This window comes from Mesorhizobium sp. M0571 (genome assembly GCF_040320985.1).
In the GTDB taxonomy this organism is placed as follows: Bacteria; Pseudomonadota; Alphaproteobacteria; order Rhizobiales; family Rhizobiaceae; genus Mesorhizobium.
Genome location: NZ_JAMYQT010000002.1, coordinates 220,084 through 240,348, shown reverse-complemented (window position 1 = coordinate 240,348; position 20,265 = coordinate 220,084). Strand labels below are relative to the sequence as shown.

17 protein-coding genes and 1 pseudogene are annotated in these 20,265 nt (G+C 63.8%); 10 read left to right on the top strand and 8 right to left on the bottom strand.

Translation table 11 applies throughout. The annotated features are described in order from the left end of the window. Positions 1–10: 10 nt before the first annotated feature. The 3 genes from NKI85_RS03645 (at position 11) to NKI85_RS03635 (ending at position 4,157) form a co-directional block, all read left to right on the top strand. On the top strand, positions 11–2,383 hold the full coding sequence (locus NKI85_RS03645; RefSeq protein ID WP_352776070.1) for an aldehyde dehydrogenase family protein: 2,373 nt from the start codon (positions 11–13) through the stop codon (positions 2,381–2,383). A 168-nt stretch (positions 2,384–2,551) separates the two neighbouring features. Continuing rightward, the gene (locus tag NKI85_RS03640; protein ID WP_352776068.1) at positions 2,552–3,283 is read left to right on the top strand and encodes an SDR family oxidoreductase; all 732 of its coding nucleotides are present in this window, start codon (positions 2,552–2,554) and stop codon (positions 3,281–3,283) included. Positions 3,284–3,311: 28 nt separating this feature from the next. Continuing rightward, positions 3,312–4,157 (top strand): fumarylacetoacetate hydrolase family protein, encoded by an 846-nt coding sequence (locus NKI85_RS03635; RefSeq protein WP_352776067.1) that lies wholly within the window; start codon positions 3,312–3,314, stop codon positions 4,155–4,157. A 172-nt stretch (positions 4,158–4,329) separates the two neighbouring features. Here NKI85_RS03635 and NKI85_RS03630 read toward each other — a convergent pair whose 3' ends face one another. Next, positions 4,330–5,328: an ABC transporter ATP-binding protein gene (locus tag NKI85_RS03630; RefSeq protein WP_352776065.1), complete on the bottom strand. Its 999-nt coding sequence runs from the start codon at positions 5,326–5,328 to the stop codon at positions 4,330–4,332. Between the two features lie 15 nt (positions 5,329–5,343). After that, positions 5,344–6,405, bottom strand: a complete 1,062-nt coding sequence (locus tag NKI85_RS03625) for a Gfo/Idh/MocA family protein (RefSeq protein WP_352776063.1) — start codon at positions 6,403–6,405, stop codon at positions 5,344–5,346. Positions 6,406–6,522: 117 nt separating this feature from the next. Between NKI85_RS03625 and NKI85_RS03620 the strand changes: the two are divergent. The 3 genes and pseudogenes from NKI85_RS03620 to NKI85_RS03610 all read left to right on the top strand — a co-directional run. Beyond that, a pseudogene (locus NKI85_RS03620) lies at positions 6,523–7,626 on the top strand (DUF445 domain-containing protein); the annotation flags it as partial. A gap of 83 nt (positions 7,627–7,709) precedes the next feature. Further along, complete coding sequence (locus tag NKI85_RS03615) at positions 7,710–8,138, top strand: phasin family protein (protein WP_352776061.1); 429 nt, start codon at positions 7,710–7,712, stop codon at positions 8,136–8,138. A 139-nt stretch (positions 8,139–8,277) separates the two neighbouring features. After that, entirely contained in the window at positions 8,278–8,775 is a 498-nt protein-coding gene (locus tag NKI85_RS03610; RefSeq protein WP_352526185.1) for a MaoC family dehydratase, read from the top strand. Between the two features lie 177 nt (positions 8,776–8,952). Here the strand turns inward: NKI85_RS03610 and NKI85_RS03605 are convergent, their stop codons facing one another. Next, on the bottom strand, positions 8,953–10,356 hold the full coding sequence (locus NKI85_RS03605; protein WP_352776058.1) for an aminotransferase-like domain-containing protein: 1,404 nt from the start codon (positions 10,354–10,356) through the stop codon (positions 8,953–8,955). Positions 10,357–10,461: 105 nt separating this feature from the next. Here NKI85_RS03605 and NKI85_RS03600 point away from each other — a divergent pair, with 105 nt between their 5' ends. Both NKI85_RS03600 and NKI85_RS03595 read left to right on the top strand, forming a co-directional pair. Further along, on the top strand, positions 10,462–11,340 hold the full coding sequence (locus NKI85_RS03600) for a DMT family transporter (RefSeq protein WP_352776057.1): 879 nt from the start codon (positions 10,462–10,464) through the stop codon (positions 11,338–11,340). Between the two features lie 253 nt (positions 11,341–11,593). Further along, positions 11,594–12,451 (top strand): alpha/beta fold hydrolase, encoded by an 858-nt coding sequence (locus tag NKI85_RS03595; RefSeq protein WP_352776055.1) that lies wholly within the window; start codon positions 11,594–11,596, stop codon positions 12,449–12,451. On the opposite strand, the gene NKI85_RS03590 is transcribed toward NKI85_RS03595, so the two are convergent. Continuing rightward, positions 12,420–13,859, bottom strand: coding sequence for an MFS transporter (locus NKI85_RS03590; protein ID WP_502895996.1), 1,440 nt, complete (start codon positions 13,857–13,859; stop codon positions 12,420–12,422). The two genes, NKI85_RS03595 and NKI85_RS03590, sit on opposite strands and share 32 nt — an antisense overlap. A 140-nt stretch (positions 13,860–13,999) precedes the next feature. Here NKI85_RS03590 and NKI85_RS03585 point away from each other — a divergent pair, with 140 nt between their 5' ends. Continuing rightward, the gene (locus NKI85_RS03585) at positions 14,000–14,893 is read left to right on the top strand and encodes a LysR family transcriptional regulator (RefSeq protein WP_352776236.1); all 894 of its coding nucleotides are present in this window, start codon (positions 14,000–14,002) and stop codon (positions 14,891–14,893) included. A 20-nt stretch (positions 14,894–14,913) separates the two neighbouring features. Here NKI85_RS03585 and NKI85_RS03580 read toward each other — a convergent pair whose 3' ends face one another. From NKI85_RS03580 to NKI85_RS03570, 3 genes are read right to left on the bottom strand one after another with little or no spacing between them, the layout of a single operon-like run. Beyond that, positions 14,914–15,954: a zinc-dependent alcohol dehydrogenase family protein gene (locus tag NKI85_RS03580; protein ID WP_352776054.1), complete on the bottom strand. Its 1,041-nt coding sequence runs from the start codon at positions 15,952–15,954 to the stop codon at positions 14,914–14,916. Positions 15,955–15,988: 34 nt separating this feature from the next. Beyond that, on the bottom strand, positions 15,989–16,639 hold the full coding sequence (gene maiA / locus NKI85_RS03575) for a maleylacetoacetate isomerase (protein ID WP_352776052.1): 651 nt from the start codon (positions 16,637–16,639) through the stop codon (positions 15,989–15,991). Positions 16,640–16,643: 4 nt separating this feature from the next. Beyond that, entirely contained in the window at positions 16,644–17,342 is a 699-nt protein-coding gene (locus NKI85_RS03570; RefSeq protein WP_352776050.1) for a fumarylacetoacetate hydrolase family protein, read from the bottom strand. 231 nt (positions 17,343–17,573) lie between these two features. Between NKI85_RS03570 and NKI85_RS03565 the strand changes: the two genes are divergently transcribed. Beyond that, complete coding sequence (locus tag NKI85_RS03565) at positions 17,574–18,257, top strand: response regulator (RefSeq protein ID WP_352776048.1); 684 nt, start codon at positions 17,574–17,576, stop codon at positions 18,255–18,257. 663 nt (positions 18,258–18,920) lie between these two features. Here NKI85_RS03565 and NKI85_RS03560 read toward each other — a convergent pair. Then, positions 18,921–20,261, bottom strand: coding sequence for an ATP-binding response regulator (locus NKI85_RS03560; RefSeq protein WP_352776046.1), 1,341 nt, complete (start codon positions 20,259–20,261; stop codon positions 18,921–18,923). Positions 20,262–20,265: the final 4 nt, after the last annotated feature.

Here is a 20,265-nt window from a genome sequence, read left to right as displayed (position 1 = left end):
GGAGCGCTCCATGAACATTCTCGAACGCTACCACGCCATGGACTATGGCCCGGCGCCGGAAGCCCGCAACGAGGCCGATGCGTGGCTCGCCGCGCGGGATTTCGGCAAAGCGTTGTTCATCGGCGGCGACTGGAAGGCAGCCGCAGGTGGCAAGACCTTCGACACCAGCGATCCGTCATCCGGCAAATTGCTGGCCAAGGTCTCGGATGCCGGGGCTGCCGATATCGACGCGGCGGTTTCGGCCGCCGCAAAAGCGTTGCCGAAATGGAGCGCCAGCTCCGGCTACAGCCGAGCCAAAGTGCTCTACGCCATCGGCCGCGCCATGCAGCGCCACCAGCGGCTGTTCGCAGTGTTGGAATCGATCGACAACGGCAAGCCGATCCGCGAAAGCCGCGACATCGACGTGCCGCTGGCGATCCGTCATTTCATCCATCATGCCGGCTGGGCGCAGGCGCTGGGCAGGGATTTTCCAGGCCATAAGGGCGTCGGCGTCGTCGGCCAGATCATCCCCTGGAATTTCCCGCTGCTGATGCTGGCCTGGAAGATTGCGCCGGCACTCGCCGCAGGCTGCACAGTGGTGCTGAAACCGGCCGAGTTCACGCCGCTCACCGCCATCCTGTTCGCCGACATCTGCGAGCGCGCCGGTGTGCGGAAGGGCGTCGTCAACATCGTCCAGGGCGGGCCGGAAGCAGGCGCGGCAATCGTCAAACATCCCGGCATCCAGAAGATCGCCTTCACCGGTTCGTCCGAGGTTGGCAAGATCATCCGCAAAGCCACGGCCGGGTCGGGCAAGAAACTGTCGCTTGAGCTCGGTGGCAAATCGGCCTTCGTCGTCTTCGAGGATGCCGATCTCGACAGCGCCGTCGAGGGATTGGTCGACGGCATCTGGTTCAACCAGGGCCAGGTCTGCTGCGCCGGCTCGCGCCTTCTGGTGCAGGAAGGCATCGCCGATGCCTTTATCGCCAAGGTGAAGACACGGATGAGCCGGCTGCGCGTCGGCAACCCGCTCGACAAGAACACCGATATCGGCCCGCTGGTCGACTTGACGCAGCTCGATCGCGTCAAGGGGCTGGTCGCCGAAGGCGCCAAGCAGGGCGCCGTCTGCTGGCAGCCGGACGTGGCGCTGCCCTCCTCCGGCTATTACCATCTGCCGACGCTGGCAACAGGCGTTTCGCCGGCTAATATCCTGGCGCAGGAGGAGGTGTTCGGGCCGGTGCTGGCGACCATGACCTTCCGCAACACCGAGGAAGCAATCGAGCTCGCCAACAACACGCGCTACGGCCTGGCCGCTTCTGTATGGAGCGAGAACGTCAATCTTGCCCTCCACGTCGCGCCGCAATTGAAGGCCGGCGTCGTCTGGGTCAACGGCACCAATATGTTCGACGCCGCCTGCGGCTTCGGCGGCTATCGCGAGAGCGGCTTCGGCCGCGAAGGCGGGCGCGAGGGAATGTTCGAATATCTCTCGGCAAAGCTGCCGCTCGGCCCGGTCATCAAGCTGGCTGTGGCCACACCTCAGCCCGTAGAGCGCTCCGAGGGCGACGCCATCGACCGCACGGCGAAGCTGTTCATCGGCGGCAAGCAGGTCCGACCGGACGGCAATTATTCGATTGCCGTCGCCACCACCAAGGGCAAGCTCGCCGGCGAAGTGGGGCTTGGCAACCGCAAGGATATCCGCGACGCCGTCGCGGCAGCGCGTGCCTGCAAGGCCTGGCCGGAGGCGACCGCCTACAACCGCAGCCAGGTGCTCTACTATCTGGCCGAAAATCTTTCCGGCCGCGCGGACGAGTTTGCCGCCCGGCTGACCCAGCTCACCGGCGCGACCGCCAAGGCGGCGGGTGAAGAGGTCGAGCTGTCGATCGAGCGGCTGTTCCTGTATGCCGGCCTGGCCGACAAGTTCGAGGGCCGCGTCCATCAGCCGCCGGCTCGCGTCGTCACGCTGGCGCTGCATGAGCCAGTCGGTGTCGTCGGCATCGTCGCTGCGGATAACGCGCCCTTGCTTGGCCTGATCTCGCTGGTGGCACCGGCTCTCGCCATGGGCAACACCGTGGTCGCGGTGCCATCCGAAAGGTACCCGCTGCTTGCCACCGACCTCTACCAGGTCATCGAATATTCCGACGTGCCGGCGGGCGCCATCAACATCGTTACGGGCCGTAGCGCCGAGCTGACCGGCGTGCTGGCCAAGCATGACGATGTCGACGGGCTCTGGGTGTTCGCCGATGCCGACACCTGCGCCAAGGCGGAGGCTGAGTCCATCGGCAATCTCAAGCGCGTCTGGACCAGCAATGGCCACAGCCTCGACTGGGCGTCGAGCGAAGCAGCCGGCGATGCCTTGCTGCGCCGAGCGATCGAGGTCAAGAACGTCTGGGTGCCCTACGGCGACTGAGTGTCCCGGAGGGACGTCCGGGCTTGACGGGCCAAAAGATGTTCTTTACCGAGAAAAAACATTTGGCCGGCAGGCGAATATCGAAACAGGCGACATCATAGGGCGTGTCTGGCACATTGCGCCTTGGCCGTATGCCGGTAAAAACCGGCGGCCACAGAGGAGACAAGCATGGCGGATCTGACAGGCAAGGTCGTTGTCGTTACGGCGGCGGCACAAGGCATCGGCCGCGCGAGCGCGCTGGCTTTCGCCAAGGCAGGCGCGGTCGTCCATGCCACCGACATCAACGAGGTGGTGCTCGCCGACCTCCGCAAGACGCCCGGTATCAAGACGAGCAAGCTCGACGTGCTGAACGACGAGGCCGTGACGTCGGCCTTCGCCGAGATCGGCGCCGTCGACGTGCTGTTCAACTGTGCCGGCTTCGTGCATTCCGGCTCGATCCTCGAGATGAAGGACGGCGATCTCGACTTTGCCTATGATCTCAACGTCCGCGCGATGATCCGCACCATCCGCGCCGTGCTGCCCGGCATGCTGGAGCGCGGCGACGGCTCGATCATCAACATGGCGTCGCTGGCCAGTTCGACCAAGGGCGTGCCGAACCGCTTCGTCTATGGGCTGACCAAAGCAGCCGTCATCGGCCTGACCAAGTCGGTCGCCGCCGATTATGTCGGCAAGGGCATACGCTGCAATGCGATCTGCCCGGGCACCGTCGAAAGTCCGTCGCTGCAGGACCGCATGCATGCGCAGGGCGACTACGAGGCAGCGCGCGCCGCCTTTATCGCGCGCCAGCCGATGGGCCGCCTCGGTACGCCCGAGGAAATCGCCGACCTCGCCGTCTATCTCGCCGGCGCCACCTATACGTCGGGGCAGGCTTATAATATCGACGGTGGCTGGTCGATCTAAGCTCATCTCATTCAAGGAGAGGAATTCTATGAAATTGCTGCGCTATGGCGAGGCGGGGAGCGAACGCCCCGGCCTGCTCGATGCGGATGGAACGATCCGCGACCTCTCCGCCCATGTCACCGACATTGCCGGCAAGGCGATCGACCCGGCATCGCTTGAGACATTGTCGAAGCTCGATCCGAAATCGCTGCCCGCCGTTTCCGGCAAGCCACGCATCGGCGCCTGCGTCGCCGGCACCGGCAAATTCATCTGCATCGGCCTCAACTATTCCGACCATGCCGCCGAAACCGGCGCCATCGTGCCGCCGGAGCCGATCATCTTCATGAAGGCAAGCTCGGCCATTGTCGGGCCGAACGACGACGTGCTGATCCCGCGCGGCTCGGCCAAGACCGACTGGGAAGTCGAGCTCGGCGTGGTCATCGGCAAGACCGCGAAATATGTCACCGAGGCCGAGGCGCTGGACTATGTCGCCGGCTACTGCGTCGCGCATGACGTTTCCGAGCGCGCCTTCCAGGCCGAGCGGCAGGGCCAGTGGACCAAGGGCAAGTCCTGCGACACGTTCGGGCCGATCGGCCCGTGGCTGGTGACCAAGGACGAGGTGAAGGACCCGCAGAACATCCCGATGTGGCTGAAGGTCAACGGCAAGACAATGCAGAACGGCTCGACCAAGACCATGGTCTATGGTGTGGCCTATCTGGTTTCCTATCTCAGCCAGTTCATGTCGCTGCATCCAGGCGACATCATCTCCACCGGCACACCGCCCGGCGTCGGCCTCGGCATGAAGCCGCCGGTCTTCCTGAAGCCCGGCGACGTCGTGGAACTCGGCATTGAGGGACTCGGCCAACAGAAGCAGACGTTCAAGGCGGACGCGTAGGCGCTTCACTTTGGCAAGTTTCCGCCGCCCCTCATCTGCCTGCCGGCATCTTCTCCCCGTATAGTGACGGGGAGAAGGACGAAGCTCCAGCGCTGACGCCCCCCTCTCCCCGTCTCTATACGGGGAGAGGGTAGGGGTGAGGGGCAGCGCCTGCCTACGCTAAGCCGCGATCCTACTTCAGCACCTTCCCATCCGCTCCGAACCGATAGGTCTTTGCCGGATCCGGCGTCGCGTAAAGCGTGGCGCCCGGTTCGGCGTTGTAGACGCCGAAGATGCGCACGGTGATCAACCCGGCCTTCTCGCAGTCGAGATAAAGGTTGGTGTCGGCGCCGAGATGCTCGGCATGGACGACCGTGCCCTTCCAGGCACCGGATTTGGGATCGACCGTCAGATGTTCGGGACGGACGCCGATGGTCTTGGCTGTCTCGCCCAGCCTGGCGCCGTCGACGAAATTCATCTTTGGCGAGCCGATGAAGCCGGCGACGAACTCATTAGCCGGCGAATTGTACAACTCCATCGGCCCGCCGATCTGCTCGATCTTTCCCGCTTTGAGCACGACGATCTTATCGGCCAGCGTCATCGCCTCGACCTGGTCGTGGGTGACATAGATCATCGTCGCCTTCAGCCGGCGGTGCAGCTGCGCGATCTCCAGCCTGGTGTTGACGCGCAGTGCGGCGTCGAGGTTCGACAGCGGCTCGTCGAAGAGAAAAAGCTTGGGCTCACGCACCACGGCGCGGCCGATGGCGACGCGCTGGCGCTGGCCGCCGGAGAGCTCGGCCGGCCGCCTCGAGAGGTAGGGCTCCAGCGAAAGCATCGAGGAGGCGATGCCGATGCGGCGGTCGATCTCGGCCGCCGGCGTGCCGGCCTGCTTGAGGCCGAGGCCCATATTGTTCTTCACCGTCAGATGCGGATAGAGCGCATAGGTCTGGAACACCATGGCGATGCCGCGCTTGGCCGGCGGCGTTGCCGAGACGTCCGCGCCGTCGATCACCACACGGCCTGAGGTCGAGTCCTCCAGCCCGGCAATGACCCTCAGCAGCGTTGATTTCCCGCAGCCGGATGGGCCGACGAAGACAACGAATTCGCCATCCGTCACTTCGAGGTTGATGCCCTTCAGCACCTCGACCGGTCCGAAGGCCTTTTTGACATTCTCGATGTTCAGCGAGCCCACAATATCGTTCCTAGCTTAGAGTTTGACGGCGGCGCCACTGCGCACGCTCTCGTCGGCGGCAAGGCAGACGGCGAGCGACTTCACCGCGTCGTCCATGTGGCGGGAGAGATCCAGATCCTCGCGGATCGCCTTCAGCACAAACGCCTGTTCGAGATCGCAGAGGTCCTGATGGCCGGGCTCGCCTTCCATCGACAGCATCTCATCCGGCTTGGCGAACTTGCCGTCCGCGCCGGTTGCCGCACTGTGCAGGCGGATGGTCGAGGTCTTGGTGTGGGTGTCGATGTCGTCGGACCTGACGCCCTCTTTCATGACGATCGACACGCAGCCATTGGGCGAGATCACGTCCTTCACGAAGAAGGCCGTCTCCGAGATCATCGGCCCCCAGCCGGCCTCGTACCAGCCGACCGAACCGTCGTCGAACAGCACCTGCAGGTGCCCATAATTGTACATCGAGGGCGCGATCTCCTCGGTCAGCCTCAGCCCCATGCCGCGCACCTCGACCGGCCTGGCGTCGGTGATCTGCAGCATCACGTCAAGATAATGCACGCCGCAATCGACGATCGGCGACGTCGTCTGCATCAGCTGCTTGTGCGTCTCCCAGGTGTGTCCGGAGGATTGCTGGTTGAGGTTCATGCGGAACACGTAAGGGCCGCCGAGCTTGCGCGCCTCGGCGATCAGCCGGATCCAGGACGGGTGATGGCGCAAGATGTAGCCGATCACCAGTTTTTTGCCGTTGGCCTTGGCTGCCGCGACGACGCGTTTCGCATCCGCAACCGTGGTCGCCAGCGGCTTTTCGACAAAGACATGGCAGCCTGCCTCGAACGCCTTGACCGCGTAATCGGCATGGCTGTCGGAATAGGTGGCGATGCAGGCGACATCGGGTTTTTCATCGCGCAGCGCCTCGTCGAAGGAACGCCGGATGCCGTAGGTCGAAAGTCCTTCCGGCAGCGGCACGTCTGAACGGTTGACCAGTGCCGCGATCTCGAACCCCGGATTGGTGTGATAGGCCAGCGCGTGGCTGCGGCCCATATTGCCGAGGCCGGCGACGACAATGCGAAGGGGTTTTTCAGAACTCACCTGACCACTCCGGTATTCGAGTTGCTCTCGTCGAGGTCGCGTCACCCCACCCGGGGGGGGGGGCCCCGCCCCCCCCCCCGGGGGGGGGGGGGGGGGGCGCCCGCCGGCGCGGGGGGGCCCAGTATCGGCGGGCTGGCCGACTGGTATGCGGTGGTGGCACTGTTCAGGCGGCCGCTCGGCCTGCCGATCCCGCATACGGCCATTATCCCGGAGAACCAGAACCGTATCGCCGACAATCTCGGCCGCTTCATCGAGGTCAATTTCCTGGCACCGGAGCCGGTGCGCGAAAAGCTCGCCGAAGTCGATTTTTCCGCGCTGGTCGCGGACTGGCTGGCCGACCCGAACCGCGCCGCCGATCTGTCGCGTTTCGTCGGCCGGCTGGTGCCGCAGACGCTGGCGGCGGTCGAGCAATCCGGGCTGCGCGGCTTCGTCACCAGCCGCATGCTGGAGCAGATCGAAAAGGTGCCGCTGGCGCCGCTCGCAGCCGAGCTGCTGTCGGCGCTGACCGACGACCGCCGTCACCAAAAACTGTTCGACGAGTTCACCAAGGTCGTCGGCCGGTTCTTGAGCGACGAGCAGGCGCTGGCGACGATGCGCGAGAAAATCCGCGAGGAACTGCCGTCGCTGTTCAACCTGTTTCGCGCCGACGCCTATCTGTTGAAGAAAATCGTCGCGTCCGCCGGCTCACTGCTCGACGAGGTGCGCGCCGATCCGCACCATCCAATGCGCGCCGAATTCGACCTTTTCGTCGGAACCTTCGTCGAGCGGCTGAGGACGTCCAAACAATATGCCCGACGGGCCGAGAAGCTGAAGCGCGATTTCCTCGCCCGGCCGGAGCTCAGGGCGCTGGCCGGCGATATGTGGGACAGCCTGCGGCTGTTCATCGAGCAGGACGCCAAGGCGCCGAATTCGATGATCCGCGATCATCTCGCCACCATGTTCGTCGAGGTCGGCCGCCATCTTGCCGACGACGCGCAGATCAGGGCCGACATGAACCAGGGGTTCATCGTGGCGCTGTCCTCCTTCGTCGAAAGCCAGAAGAGCGGCGTGTCGAAATTCATCGCCGACCAGGTCAAGCGCTGGGACCTCGTGCAACTGACAAGGCTGATCGAAATGAATATCGGCAAGGACCTGCAATATATCCGCTTCAACGGCATGATCATCGGTGGCCTTGCCGGGCTCGTGCTCTACACCGCTGAACGGCTGTTTCTTGTCGGCTGACTCGCCCGAATGGACCGTGGAGCTTCGCTGCACTATCTTCCGTGTAGTGGCGGTATTCACGGCAAGAGGGGGAGAGAACCAGCATGGCAAAACGACCGGATTCCGAGTCCTTCATCGACATGTTCGGTAAGTTCGGCCGCGACCTGAAGCTGCCCAATGTCGATGTCGAGGCGATCCTCGCTCACAACCGCAAGAACCTGGAGGCGTTGGAGAAGTCGGCCCGGGCGAGTGCTGCCGGAGCGTCGGCGCTGTTGTCCAGGCAACGCGAGATGCTGCAGGACACGCTGCGCGAAATCACCGACATGGCACAAAACTACAGGGCGCCGGGCAGTCCCCAGGAAATGATGGAGAAGCAGGCGGCGTTCGCCAGGAGATCCTTCGAGACCGCATTGAAGAATGCCGGCGAGATGGCCGAACTGGTCAGAACGTCCGGCACCGAATCGATCGAAATCCTGCGCAGCCGCATCAAGGAGGCGATGGAGGAGATCCGCGCCAGCCAGGAGAAGAAGTAGCTGTCCCGGGGAGGGTGTTTGCCGGCGGCGAAGACACGCCTCGCGCAATGGCCGAAGATTGTGGCGCGGAATCGCATTGGCGAATTGACAGGGGCGGCTGGTCGTGGTCCGGAACAGGCAAGCGATCGGGAAAGCAGGAATGACGCAGATACGGCCGAGGACGCCGCCGACCTTCGAGCAACTCAGGGCCATGGCCGGGCAGGAGCTAGGCGTCTCGGACTGGACGTTGGTCGATCAGCACCGCATCGACCAGTTTGCCGAATGCACGGGCGATCATCAATGGATCCATGTCGATCCCGAGCGGGCGAAGCGGCAAAGCCCGTTCCGCACCACGATCGCGCATGGCTATCTGACCCTGTCGATCATCGGCGCACTGGCGCTCGAGATGGGCATTGTACCCGAAAACACGCAGGCCGCCTTCAACTACGGTTTCGACAAAGTGCGTTTCGTGGCGCCGGTCAGAGTCGGCTCGCGAATCAGGTTGCGCGCCACGCTTCTGTCGATGGAAGACAAAGGCCCGGGCCAATATCTGATGAAGGCCGCCAATACGGTCGAGATCGAAGGCGAGCAGAAGCCGGCGCTGACCGCCGAGACGCTCGTGATGCTTTATGCGCGCCGCAAGCGGGCAGGGGCCTGAGAGACCGTTTGGAAATTCTACTCTGGCGGCCATCTGATGGCGTTTTCTGCGCTTCCGGTGCTCACGGACACAAATGTCCGCTGCGCTCCGATTCTCGAAACCACCACCATATGACTCGCCAGAGCGAATTTCGAAACAGTCTCTGAGAACATCGCGTCAGGTCAGCCGACAGCGCAATCAACGCGACATCGCCTGTTCAAGCGCCCTGAAAATCCGGTCATCTCCCGACTGGGCGACGTTGAAGCGCATGAAACGGCTGGCCGATCGGGACAGGCTGAACGCATTGCCGGGCGCAAGCACGACGTTAGCCGACAAAGCGTGGCGGGCCACATCCGCGGCATCTATCCCCTCTGGCAGCCTGCACCACAAAAACATGCCGGCCGGCTGATCTATCCATGGCATGATGCCGATGGCCTTCAGGCGGGTGCTGGTTTCGTCCATGGCGCGCGAGAGCCGCGCGCGCAGCAGGTCCACGTGCTTGCGATAGAGGCCATCCTTCAGCAGCGCCAGTACCAGTTCGGATGCAAGCCGCCCGCTGCCAAAGGATGTGGCGATCTTGAGATCGGTCAATCCTTCCATCCAGTCGCTAGGAGCCGCGATGAAGCCGCAGCGCATCGATGCCGAAAGCGTCTTGGAGAAGCTGCCGATGTGGATGACCCGGCTGAGACCGTCGAACGCCGCCAGCCGGGGCGCGGGCGTGTGTTCGAAATCGGCGAAGATATCATCCTCGATGATGGTCAGCCCCGACTGGTCCGCGAGCTTCAGCAACCGATGGGCGACGACCGGCGACAATATTGCGCCGGTCGGATTGTGCAGCGCGGAATTGGTGATGTAGAGGCGCGGTTGGTGCTGGGTCAGCGCCTGCGCGAACAGCTCGATGTCCGGCCCCGACCGTGTGTAGGGAACGCCGATCACCTTGGCCCGATGGGCGCGCAACAGGGCGTGGAAGTTGAAATAGCAGGGATCGTCGACCAGCACCGTGTCACCCGGTTCGAGCAGGAACCGGCACAAGAGGTCGATCGCCTGGGTACCCGATTCCGTCAGCATGATTTGGTCCGGAGAGGCTTCGATACCGTGCTCGGCCATGCGCCGCGCCAGCAGGTGACGCAGCGCCGGCGAGCCGAGCGGCGTGCCGTAATCCGTCAGCGCGGTGTCGTCGGCGCGGGCCAGCGTCCGCAGTGCCCGGCGCAAACCAGCCTCGGGCATCCATGAAGCCGGCAGCCAGCCGCAACCCGGTTTCAGGACGCCGTCGCCCGCTTCCAGCGATTGGCGCGAGACCCACAGCGGGTCGACAGCACGGGCAAGCCTGGGGCCGATCTCGGCCAGTGACAGGGGAGCCAGCGGTCCGGCAGCATAGAAACCCGAGCCTGGCCGCGAGCGGATCATGCCTTCCGCCGCAAGACGCTCATAGGCTTCGACCACGGTGGATTTGGAAACCTGCATGGCCTTGGCGAAAGCCCGGATCGAAGGCAGCCGCGTTCCCGGTGTCAGGGTGCGCGCGGCGATCCTGTGCCTGATTGTCGCCATGACGCTTTCGACAAGCGTCCGGCTGCCCTCACTTGTCGTCGTCTGCTCGTCCATCCGTACTGCTCAGCCTGCCATGACGGTTTTGTCAAACTGTACCTCATTGTCTCTGGCGCAGCCATACGCCCGGCCCGATAGAGGGCGAAAACGAGCGGGGCATCGATGGACAAGGCAGCGAGTGGCTGGGCGGCGAGTGGCTGGGTCAATGGGTTCATCGGCGTGCTGATTTTCAGCGGCTCGCTTCCGGCGACGCGCGTAGCGGTGATGGATTTCGATCCGGTGTTCGTGACCGTCGCCCGTGCTGCCTCGGCAGGCATCCTCGGCCTCGCGCTGCTGCTTGTTTTTCGCCAGAAGCGCCCGGAGCGGCGAGATCTGTTCTCGCTGGCCATCGTGGCGCTTGGCGTCGTGGTCGGCTTTCCGCTGCTGACGGCGCTGGCGCTCAAGCACATCACGTCGGCTCACTCCATCATTTTCATCGGCCTGTTGCCGCTGGCGACCGCGATCTTCGGCGTGATTCGAGGCGGCGATCGGCCAAGACCGGCGTTCTGGCTGTTCTCGTGCCTCGGCAGCGCCCTTGTTGCGGGTTTTGCGGTGACGCAAGGTATTTCCGCCGCGCCGCTGGGCGACGTCCTGATGCTGGCCGCCATCATCGTGTGCGGATTGGGCTATGCGGAAGGAGCCACGCTGTCGCGCAAACTCGGCGGCTGGCAGGTGATCTCATGGGCGCTGGTGCTGTCGCTGCCGATCATGCTGGCCCTGACGCTCATCACCATGCCGCCGTCGCTCGAAAGTGCAGGCAGGGGCGCGTGGATTGGCCTGGCCTATGTTTCGCTGTTCAGCATGCTGATTGGTTTCGTGTTCTGGTATCGGGGACTGGCGCAGGGCGGCATCGCCGCGGTCGGGCAGTTGCAACTGCTGCAGCCTTTCTTCGGGCTTGGGCTGGCAGCGACGCTGCTGCATGAGCAGGTCAGTCCCGCCATGATCGCCGTCACCGCCGCCGTCGTGCTTTGCGTGGTCGGTGCGAAAAGATATGCGAGATAGGCGCCACCTGCAGGACGCGACATCCCGATCAGGCTACACACGACGTCGATTACTGAGGAAGCGAGAGTGGATGGCGCCAGCGCACTCTTGAACTCGATACAATCGCGTCCAATTGATACCCAGAGCTGCCGACCTGGCGGAACGACGTCTCTGAGACGCCGAATCGGCCAGCGTGACGCAAGGAGCGGGGTGGCCCTGCGTTGGCGTGGAGGAAAAAGGGACAACCTTGGTGTCTTGGGTGCAGAAGATACGCTTGTCCTCGGGCGGCGAGGTGGCCGTCCGGACGGCTGGTGACGCTTCCAAACACGCGCTCGTCCTGCTGCACGGCTTCCCTAGCTCCTCTCGGACGTTTCGCGACGTGATTGCCCCGCTTTCCGGCAGCGTCTATGTCGTGGCGCCTGACCTGCCGGGCTTCGGCGCGTCCGATCTGCCGCCCGAGCCATCGTTCGACACGCTGTCCAGCTCGGTTGAAGAGCTGCTCTCGCATCTCAACGTTGGCCGCAGGTTCCTCTATTTGCATGATTTCGGAGCCCCGGTAGCGCTTCAACTCGCCATACGCGCTCCGGAACTCGTCGAAGGCCTCATTGTCCAGAATGCCAATGCCCACCGCTCCGGCTTTGGCCCGCAATGGGCAGACACATTGGACTTCTGGGCTGCACCGAATGCTGCGAACGAGCAGGCCGCCACTGCCCATATGACCCTTGAGGGGACTCGCAACCAGTACGTCGCCGGCCTGCCTGCCGAGATCGCCGCGCAGATCAATCCAGGTGGTTGGATTGAAGACTGGCGGGCCATGTGTCTGCCGGGACGACTTGATCTGCAGAAGGCGCTCCTTGCCGATTACGGCCGATATGTCGACCGGTTCGGGGAGGTGGCTGATTATCTGGCGAAGCATCAACCCCGAGCGATGCTTCTTTGGGGTCGCCACGATGCCTTCTTCGACATTGCAGAGGTTCAGTCGTGGCTAATGGATCTTCCCCGAATGGAGGCTCACATCTTCGACGCAGGCCATTTCCTTCTGGAGACGCATGCGCTCAGGGCTGTTGAACTGATGCTGGAGTTCGTCGCTGGCGGCTCAGCTAACCGTGCTGGCCGCGGCGGGCCGAGATAACCGCAAGGATCAGCGCCGCCACTACCAGGGCCGTCGCCACCTGGAAAGTGACCTGCATCCCTCGTGCGGCTGCCGCAGGTGCTAATACGGCCAAGCCAGTTCCTTCGCTCCCGGCAGCCGATGCGAAGGCAAACACCGCGCCCATCACCGACGCACCGGTGATGAGGCCGAGATTGCGCGACAGATTGAGCAGGCCGGAGACGACGCCGCGCTGGTCGGATGCTACGCCGGTCATCACGGCCGAATTGTTGGAGGTCTGAAACAGGCTGTAGCCGGTGGCGACGATAATGATTGGAACGACATAGCCGGCAATGCCGAATTCCGTCCTGGCCTGCGACAGAATGAAGGTACCCAGGGCGAGAGCGAGCAGGCCGACGACCATTATCCGGTGCGCTCCGAACCGGTCGACCAGGCGCCCCGCCGGCAGCGCCGCCAACGCGGTAACCAGAGGGCCGGTCGACAGGACCAGTCCGACCATGGCGGCGTCCAGCGCGAGCGCGCGCGACAGATAGAACGGGGCAACCACCAGCGTCGCCATCATCACGGTGGCGACGATCAGGCTCATCGCGAGGCTGGCGTTCAACGCGTGGTCGCGGAACCTCGCAGGCCGGATCAAAGGGTTCTCGGCCCTTGTCTGCGCGATGACGAACAGCAGGCCACCAACTCCAGCGGCGAGCAGCAGGCCAATGTTGAGTGAGCCAAAACTGCCTCGCCCAAGGGTCATGGCCATGGCATAGGCGGCCAGCGTCAGCGCGAGCAAAGCCGTACCGACCCCGTCGAAACCGCGCCGATCCGGTTTCGATATCTTTCCACCCGGCAGCACCCGATAGGCAAGCGCGAAGGCCAGTGCTCCCAGCGGCAGATTGACGAGGAAGATTGCGCGCCAGCCAAAACCGGCGATCAGCAACCCGCCGAGCGAGGGGCCAAGCGTGGTGCCGATCGCGGACATGGCGCCGAGCAGGCCCATGGCGCTGCCGGTTTTTCCCCGGGGAACCGTGTCCGCGACAAAGGCCAGCGTCAGAGCCATCATGACGGCCGCGCCGAGCCCCTGTGCCGCCCGTGCGGCGATCAGCAGCCAGAGCGTCGGCGCGAGCCCGCAAAGCACGGATGCGAAGGTGAACAGGGCAATGCCGCCGAGCAATAGCGGGCGGCGGCCGAATATATCGGCGAGCCGCCCGGCGCTGACGATCAAGGTGGTGATGGCGAGCAGATAGGCAAGAACGACCCATTGGACGAGCTGGAACGATGCGCCGAACGCCTGCATCAGCGATGGCAGCCCGACGCTGGCGATGCTGGTGGCGAGCGACGACAGCAGCGTTGAAAGCGACAGGCTTGCCAATGCCCATCGGGTCGAGCGTGCGCTCACCGGGGCAACTTCGTCCCAGGTCTTTTCAGCGGTCGACGCCACGGTGAACTCCTCTGCCGGCAAGCCCCCAATCGGAGCTGTCGGACGCTATTCTCTCGCCTGATGTGGCGGAAGGCGCAGCGTTTGCATCTTATTCGTGCATGAAACGCCACATCACGGCTGAGCTGTGCTATGGTCCTTCTATGTCGTCACCCGATCTCAATCTGCTTGTCGCCCTCGATGTGCTGCTGAGCGAAGGCAGTGTGGCGCGTGCTGCCGCGCGGCTGCACCTCAGTCCCTCGGCGATGAGCCGGACACTGGCGCGGTTGCGGGAAGCGACAGGCGATCCGTTGCTGGTCCGGGCCGGCCGTGGCCTGGTTGCGACACCGCGCGCGCAGGAATTGCAGCAGCAGGCAGGCCGCGTCGTCCAGGAAGCTGAAGCGCTCCTGCGTCCTGCCAGGCTCCTCGATCTCTCAGCTCTCGACAGGGTCTTCACGCTGCGCGCCAATGAAAGCTTCGTCGAGGAGTTCGCGCCGCGTCTCGTCGCCCGTGTCGAAGCGGATGCGCCTGGCGTGCGGCTGCGTTTTGCGCCGAAATCCGACAAGAACGACATGTCGCTGCGCGACGCGGCGGTTGACCTCGAAATCGGCGTCGCCGGGGAAACCAGCCCCGAAATGCGTATTCAGGCGCTGTTTCGCGACCGCTTCATCGGTGCAGTGCGAACGGGCCATGAGCTGAGCGAGGGCGTTGTGACGCCGGAACGCTATGCGGCTGGCCGCCACATCAGCGTTTCGCGGCGCGGCCGCGAAAGGGGCCCGATCGACGAGGCCTTGAAGCGGCTGGGACTCGAGCGGACGATCGTGTGCATGGTTTCCAGCTTCTCGGCCACCCTCGCCATGGCGCGCGCCTCAGATCTGATCGCCAGCGTCCCCGAGCGGCACACGCAAGGCGCGCGCGCAGGCATGCACAGTTTCCCGTTGCCGGTCGCTGTTGCTGAGGTCACCATCTCGATGCTGTGGCATCCGCGGCTCGATGCCGATCCGGCACAACGCTGGCTGCGAGCCTTCGTCCGGGAGGTCTGCGCGTCGGTTCGCTGATCCAGAACGGGGGCGTTGATCTAGAATCTGGTCACTACGCCGATACCGATGCCTTCGAAGCCGCCCATCGCCATCAGCGCGGCCGGCGCCTCCTCGAGGCTGATCTTCTTGCCGACCAGCAGTTCGGGCTTGAGCTTGCCGGTGCGGATCATCTCCATCATCGCCTGGTAGCGGAACGCCTGCATGCCATGGCTGCCGCGGATCTCGAGCTCGAAGGCGATCACCTTGTCCATCGGTATCTGCGGCCTGGCGTGCTCGCCGAGCATCAGGCCGACCTGCACATGGCGGCCGCGTCGGCGCAGGTTCGCGATCGAGTTGAACGAGGTACTGGGATGGCCGAGCGCATCCATCGACATATGCGCGCCGCCATTGGTGATCTGCTTGACCGCCTTGACCACGTTCGGCGTTTTTGCCGCGTTGATCGTCGCCACCGCGCCGATCTTTTTGGCGAAGTCCAGCTTCTCGTCGGTCAGGTCGATTGCGACGACATTGGCGCCCATGGTGCTGGCGATCATGATCGCCGACAGGCCGACGCCGCCGCAGCCATGCACGGCCACCCATTCGCCGGGCGTCACCCGGCCCTGGTCGACGATGGCGCGGAACGAGGTGACGAACCGGCAGCCGAGGCTGGCGGCGGTGGCGAATTCCATCTCGTCCGGCAAGCGTACAAGATTGGTATCGGCATGGTCGATAGCGACGTATTCGGCGAACGACCCCCAGGCAGTGAAGCCGGGCTGGAACTGGTGCTCGCAGACCTGGTGGTTGCCCGAGGTGCATTCGAAGCAGCGGCCGCAGCCGACGGCGAACGGCACGGTGACGCGCTCACCGGTCTTCCAGCGGGTCACCTGCTTTCCTGCCGCCTGAACGACGCCGGCAAGCTCGTGGCCCGGCACATGCGGCAGGCGGATGCCGTCATCATGGCCCATCCAGCCATGCCAGTCGCTGCGGCAGAGGCCGGTCGCCTCGACCTTGATGACGACGCCCTCCGGCGACGGCGTCGGATCCGGCACGGTCTGGATCGTCGGCGCCTCGCCGAATTTTTCGAAGACGACGGCTTTCATCGGCAGTTCCTCATGACTTCATGCAATTTGCGGCCTATTCGGCATCGATCTGGTTCTCAGGTGCTGCCTTCTGGAACGCCGGCAGCGCCATGCAGGTGGCGTTTATGCGCAAGATGGTCGGATAGGGCGTCATGTCGACGCCGAAGCGGGCATTGCTGGTGACCTGTGCGACCAGGCAGATGTCGGCCAGCCCCGGCGTGTCGCCATGGCAAAAGGTCTTTGTCTCGGGCGCGGAATCCAGAATCTTTTCAAGCGGCTGGAAACCTTCGTTGACCCAGTGCCGCAACCAGTTGGCGACATCCTGGTCGCCGGCGCCGAACAGCGTACGCAGCGAGGTCAGCACGCGCAGATTGTTCACCGGATGGATGTCGCAGGCAATCATCTGCGCCAGCATCCTGACGCGGGCGCGGCCTGGCGCATCCTTCGGCAGCAGCGGCGGCTCGGGCCTGGTCTCATCGAGATATTCGATGATAGCCAGCGATTGCGTCAGCAGCGTGCCGTCGCCCAGGACCAGCGCCGGCACCAGCCCTTGCGGATTGACCGCGAGGTAGGCGGGCTCCCGATGCTCGCCATGGCGCAAATGATGCGGCACGTATTCGTAGGCGAGGTTCTTCATCTCCAGCGCGATCCGCACCCGGTAAGAGGTCGAGGAGCGGTAGTAATTGTGGAGGACGATGTCGCTCATCGGGTCACGGGCTCGGTCGGCCGATGGTCAGCTCGATTTCGCCGATGCCGTCGACGCCGCCGGTGATCTTTTCGCCCGGCCCGACCGCGCCGACGCCGGCCGGCGTGCCGGTGAAGATCAGGTCTCCGGGCCTGAGCTCGACGGCCTCGCTGCAGATCGAGACGATGTCGGCAACCGGCCAGATCAGCTCGGCGAGGTCGCCGTCCTGCCTGATCTTGCCGTCGACGGCGAGCCAGATGCGGCCCTTTTCGGGATGGCCGGATGTTTGCGCCGGGACCAGCGGGCCGCAGGGCGCGGAACGGTCGAAAGCCTTCGACCAGTCCCACGGCCGCGCCGCCTTCTTCGCCTCGTCCTGAAGGTCGCGGCGGGTCAGGTCGACACCGACGCCGTAGCCCCAGACATGGTCCAGCGCCCGCTCGCGCGGGATGCGAAAGCCGGCTTTGCCGATCGCGACGACCAGCTCGATTTCGTGGTGCAGGTTTCTGGTCAGCGGCGGGTAGGGGATCGTCGTGCCCGAGTCGACTACCGCATCGCCCGGCTTGGTGAAGAAGAAGGGCGGGTCGCGCTCGTCATTGCCGAGTTCGCGGGCATGGGCGGCGTAGTTACGGCCGACACAGAAAATGCGGCGCACCGCAAAACGCTCCGGCGAGCCGGCGACGGCCACCGACGGGGTTGCGGGAAGGGGTAGGACGAAGCCTGTCATGCACTGTCTCTGTTTCAGTGGATATGTCGCCGGCACATTCGACCGATTTGGCCGGTCGGGCAAGGCATTGCATCGCGCAAAGGCTAGGCCTGCCGCGTTGCGTCGCGGACATCGCCGGTACATTTTGCTTCTGCCGGCCAAGATGGCAATGTACTATTTGGCAATAAGCCGGCCATGGTCCCCAAGCTATTCCCCGGGCTATTCTAAACCAGACCGACTGAAACGAAGCTGATGACCCCAGTCAACGATCGCGCCAGGTTCCTGATCATCGACGACCATCCGCTGTTTCGCGAGGCGCTGCACAGCGCCGTGCAGATGGCCTATCCGGAGGTCGACACGGTGGAGGCGCGCTCGATCGCCGAGGCGCTGGAATTTCTGGCGGATGCCAAGCCGTTCGACCTGGCGCTGCTCGATCTCAGCATGCCCGACGTGCATGGCTTTGACGGGCTGCTGCAGCTCCGGACGCGGTATCCGCGCCTGCCGGTGGTCATCGTCTCCGGCTATGAGGAACCGAAGATCATTTCCGAGGCGCTGTCCTACGGCGCGGCTGGCTTCATCCCGAAATCGGCGCGCAAGAGCGACCTTGCCGCCGCCATCCGCTCGGTGATGGAAGGCGCAATCTATGTTCCCGAGACCTATGAAGGCCGGCCGCCTGACGCCGACAGCACCGACCGGGCCGAGATGGTGCAGCGCCTGGCCACGCTGACGCCGCAGCAGCTCAAGGTGCTGCAGATGCTGCGCCAGGGCCTGCTCAACAAGCAGATCGCCTACGAGCTGCAAGTCGGCGAGACCACGGTCAAGGCGCACGTCTCCGAAATCCTGCGCAAGCTCAACGTCTACAGCCGCACGCAAGCAGTCATCGAGGTCTCGAAGCTGGACAATGCGGAGTTGTTTCGCGATCCGGCGGGGTTTTAGAACTCACCCACCCGATGGGCACGACAGACAGACACACGTTATTAAGTGCACTGTCACCGTAATTCCGAGGTGTCGAAGCTGAAGATTACGGTGACAGTGCGCTATTTTTCTTTCTCCGCCTGCCTCGTTTGCCGATTTGCTCATACAAAAAGTGCACTGTCACCGTAATTCCCCAACGCGGCAATGCCCGACGGGCAACTATTATAGAACACATAGCCTTCGGAGGTGAGGAGGATCAGCGCACATCCGACGTTTCTTTCACCTCGGAACATCAAGCAGCCTTAGTCGCTCCTTTGCCTCATCGATTGCTTCCAAAAATGTTTTAAGGTCAATCGTAATTTCATCTACGCGATGAGAATTATAGAACCGGTCCCGCGCGTTTTCTGTCCATGAGAAAACAGACATCGATTTCTTCTATCGATCGCTCCTGGCTAAGGATCAGCCCGAATTGCCTGTTTTCGAACGCTATCTCAGCGATCAAGTTTTCGTAAGATTCGTCAGATCCAATTAAGATCCTAAATGGCCGTACATTTTCCATCTGGCTCTCCATCCCTACTGCAAACCGCGAGCTTAAAGGCATCACTCGCTGCTGGAATTACGGTGACAGTGCACCATTTCTTCTTGCCGCTCGCGGTCTTATGCCACGCCCCTCGGGGAGAGACATCAAGCCAGCAAATGCGCCAGCAGGGCGCGCAGTTGGGCCGGTTTCAGCGGCTTGCGCATCAGCTCGATGCCGGCGGCGCGGGCGGCTTTGGCGACCGTCTCCGAACCGTCGGCGGTGACTATCAGCGCCGGCACGGCGCGGCCGAGATAATCGCGGACCTCGGCGATGGTGGCGGTGCCGAGGTCGCCGCCGTCGAGATGCTGGTCGGCGATGACGATGTCCGGCACCCAGTCGGTATCGCCAAGCATGTCGAGCGCGTCACCGGTCGAGGTGGCGGGGCGCACCAGGCATTGCCAGCGCTCGAGCAGGGAGGTCATCGCCTGCAGCACCTCGATGTCGTTCTCGACCAGCAGCACCTTTGTGCCGAACAGACCGTAGCCGCGCGGCCGCTCCATGTCGGCGGTGCTGGCGATGGCATCGACGGTGGCGCCGATCCCGACCGGAACGTCGATATGGAAAATCGTGCCATGTCCGACCTTCGACGAAAACGTGACGGGATGGCCGAGTGCCGCGGCGATGCGGCGCACGATCGCCAGCCCCAGCCCCAGCCCGCCGCCGGCAAGCGCTGCATCGGCCGAGATGGTGCCGCGGTGGAATTCCTCGAACACGGCTTCGCGCTGGTCGTCGGGGATGCCGCAGCCGGTATCGGCGACGTCGATGCGGATCGTGTCGCCGCGATGCCTGGTGCCGACCAGCACGCCGCCCGAGCGGGTATAGCGCAGCGCATTGGAAAGGATGTTCTGCAGGATGCGGCGCAGCAAGGTGCGGTCCGAACGAACCAGCGCGTTGACCGGCCGGAACTTCAGCGTCAGCCCTTTCATCTCGGCGACCGGCTGGAAATCCGAACGCAGCGACGAAAACAGCGTCTCCAGGCTGACATCGGCGATGTCTGGCTGCACGACGCCGGCATCGAGCTTGGAAATGTCGAGCAAGGTGCGGAGCAGGTCCTCCATCGTCTCCAGCGACCGCTCGACCTGGCGGACCAGGTTTTTGCCTTCCTCGCTGGTCTGAACCTCGGCAAGCGCCGACACCGACAGATGCGCGGCGTTCAGCGGCTGCAGCACGTCGTGGCTGGCGGCCGCCAGGAACCTGGTCTTGGACAGGTTCGCCAGCTCGGCGTTTTCTTTGGCCGCGTTCAGGTCGATGTTCGACTGCTCCAGCCGGCGCAAGGTCGAATGCAGTTCCTCGGTGCGATTGCGCACCCGGTTCTCGAGCGAAATGGCGGTCTGGAACAGCGAAAAGGCATTGCCTTGCTGGTCCATGGAACGCTCGACGCGGCTGATCAGCGCCGCGTTGATCTTCTTTAGCCTTTCCAGGTCGTCGATGTCCCTGAGCGGCATCCCG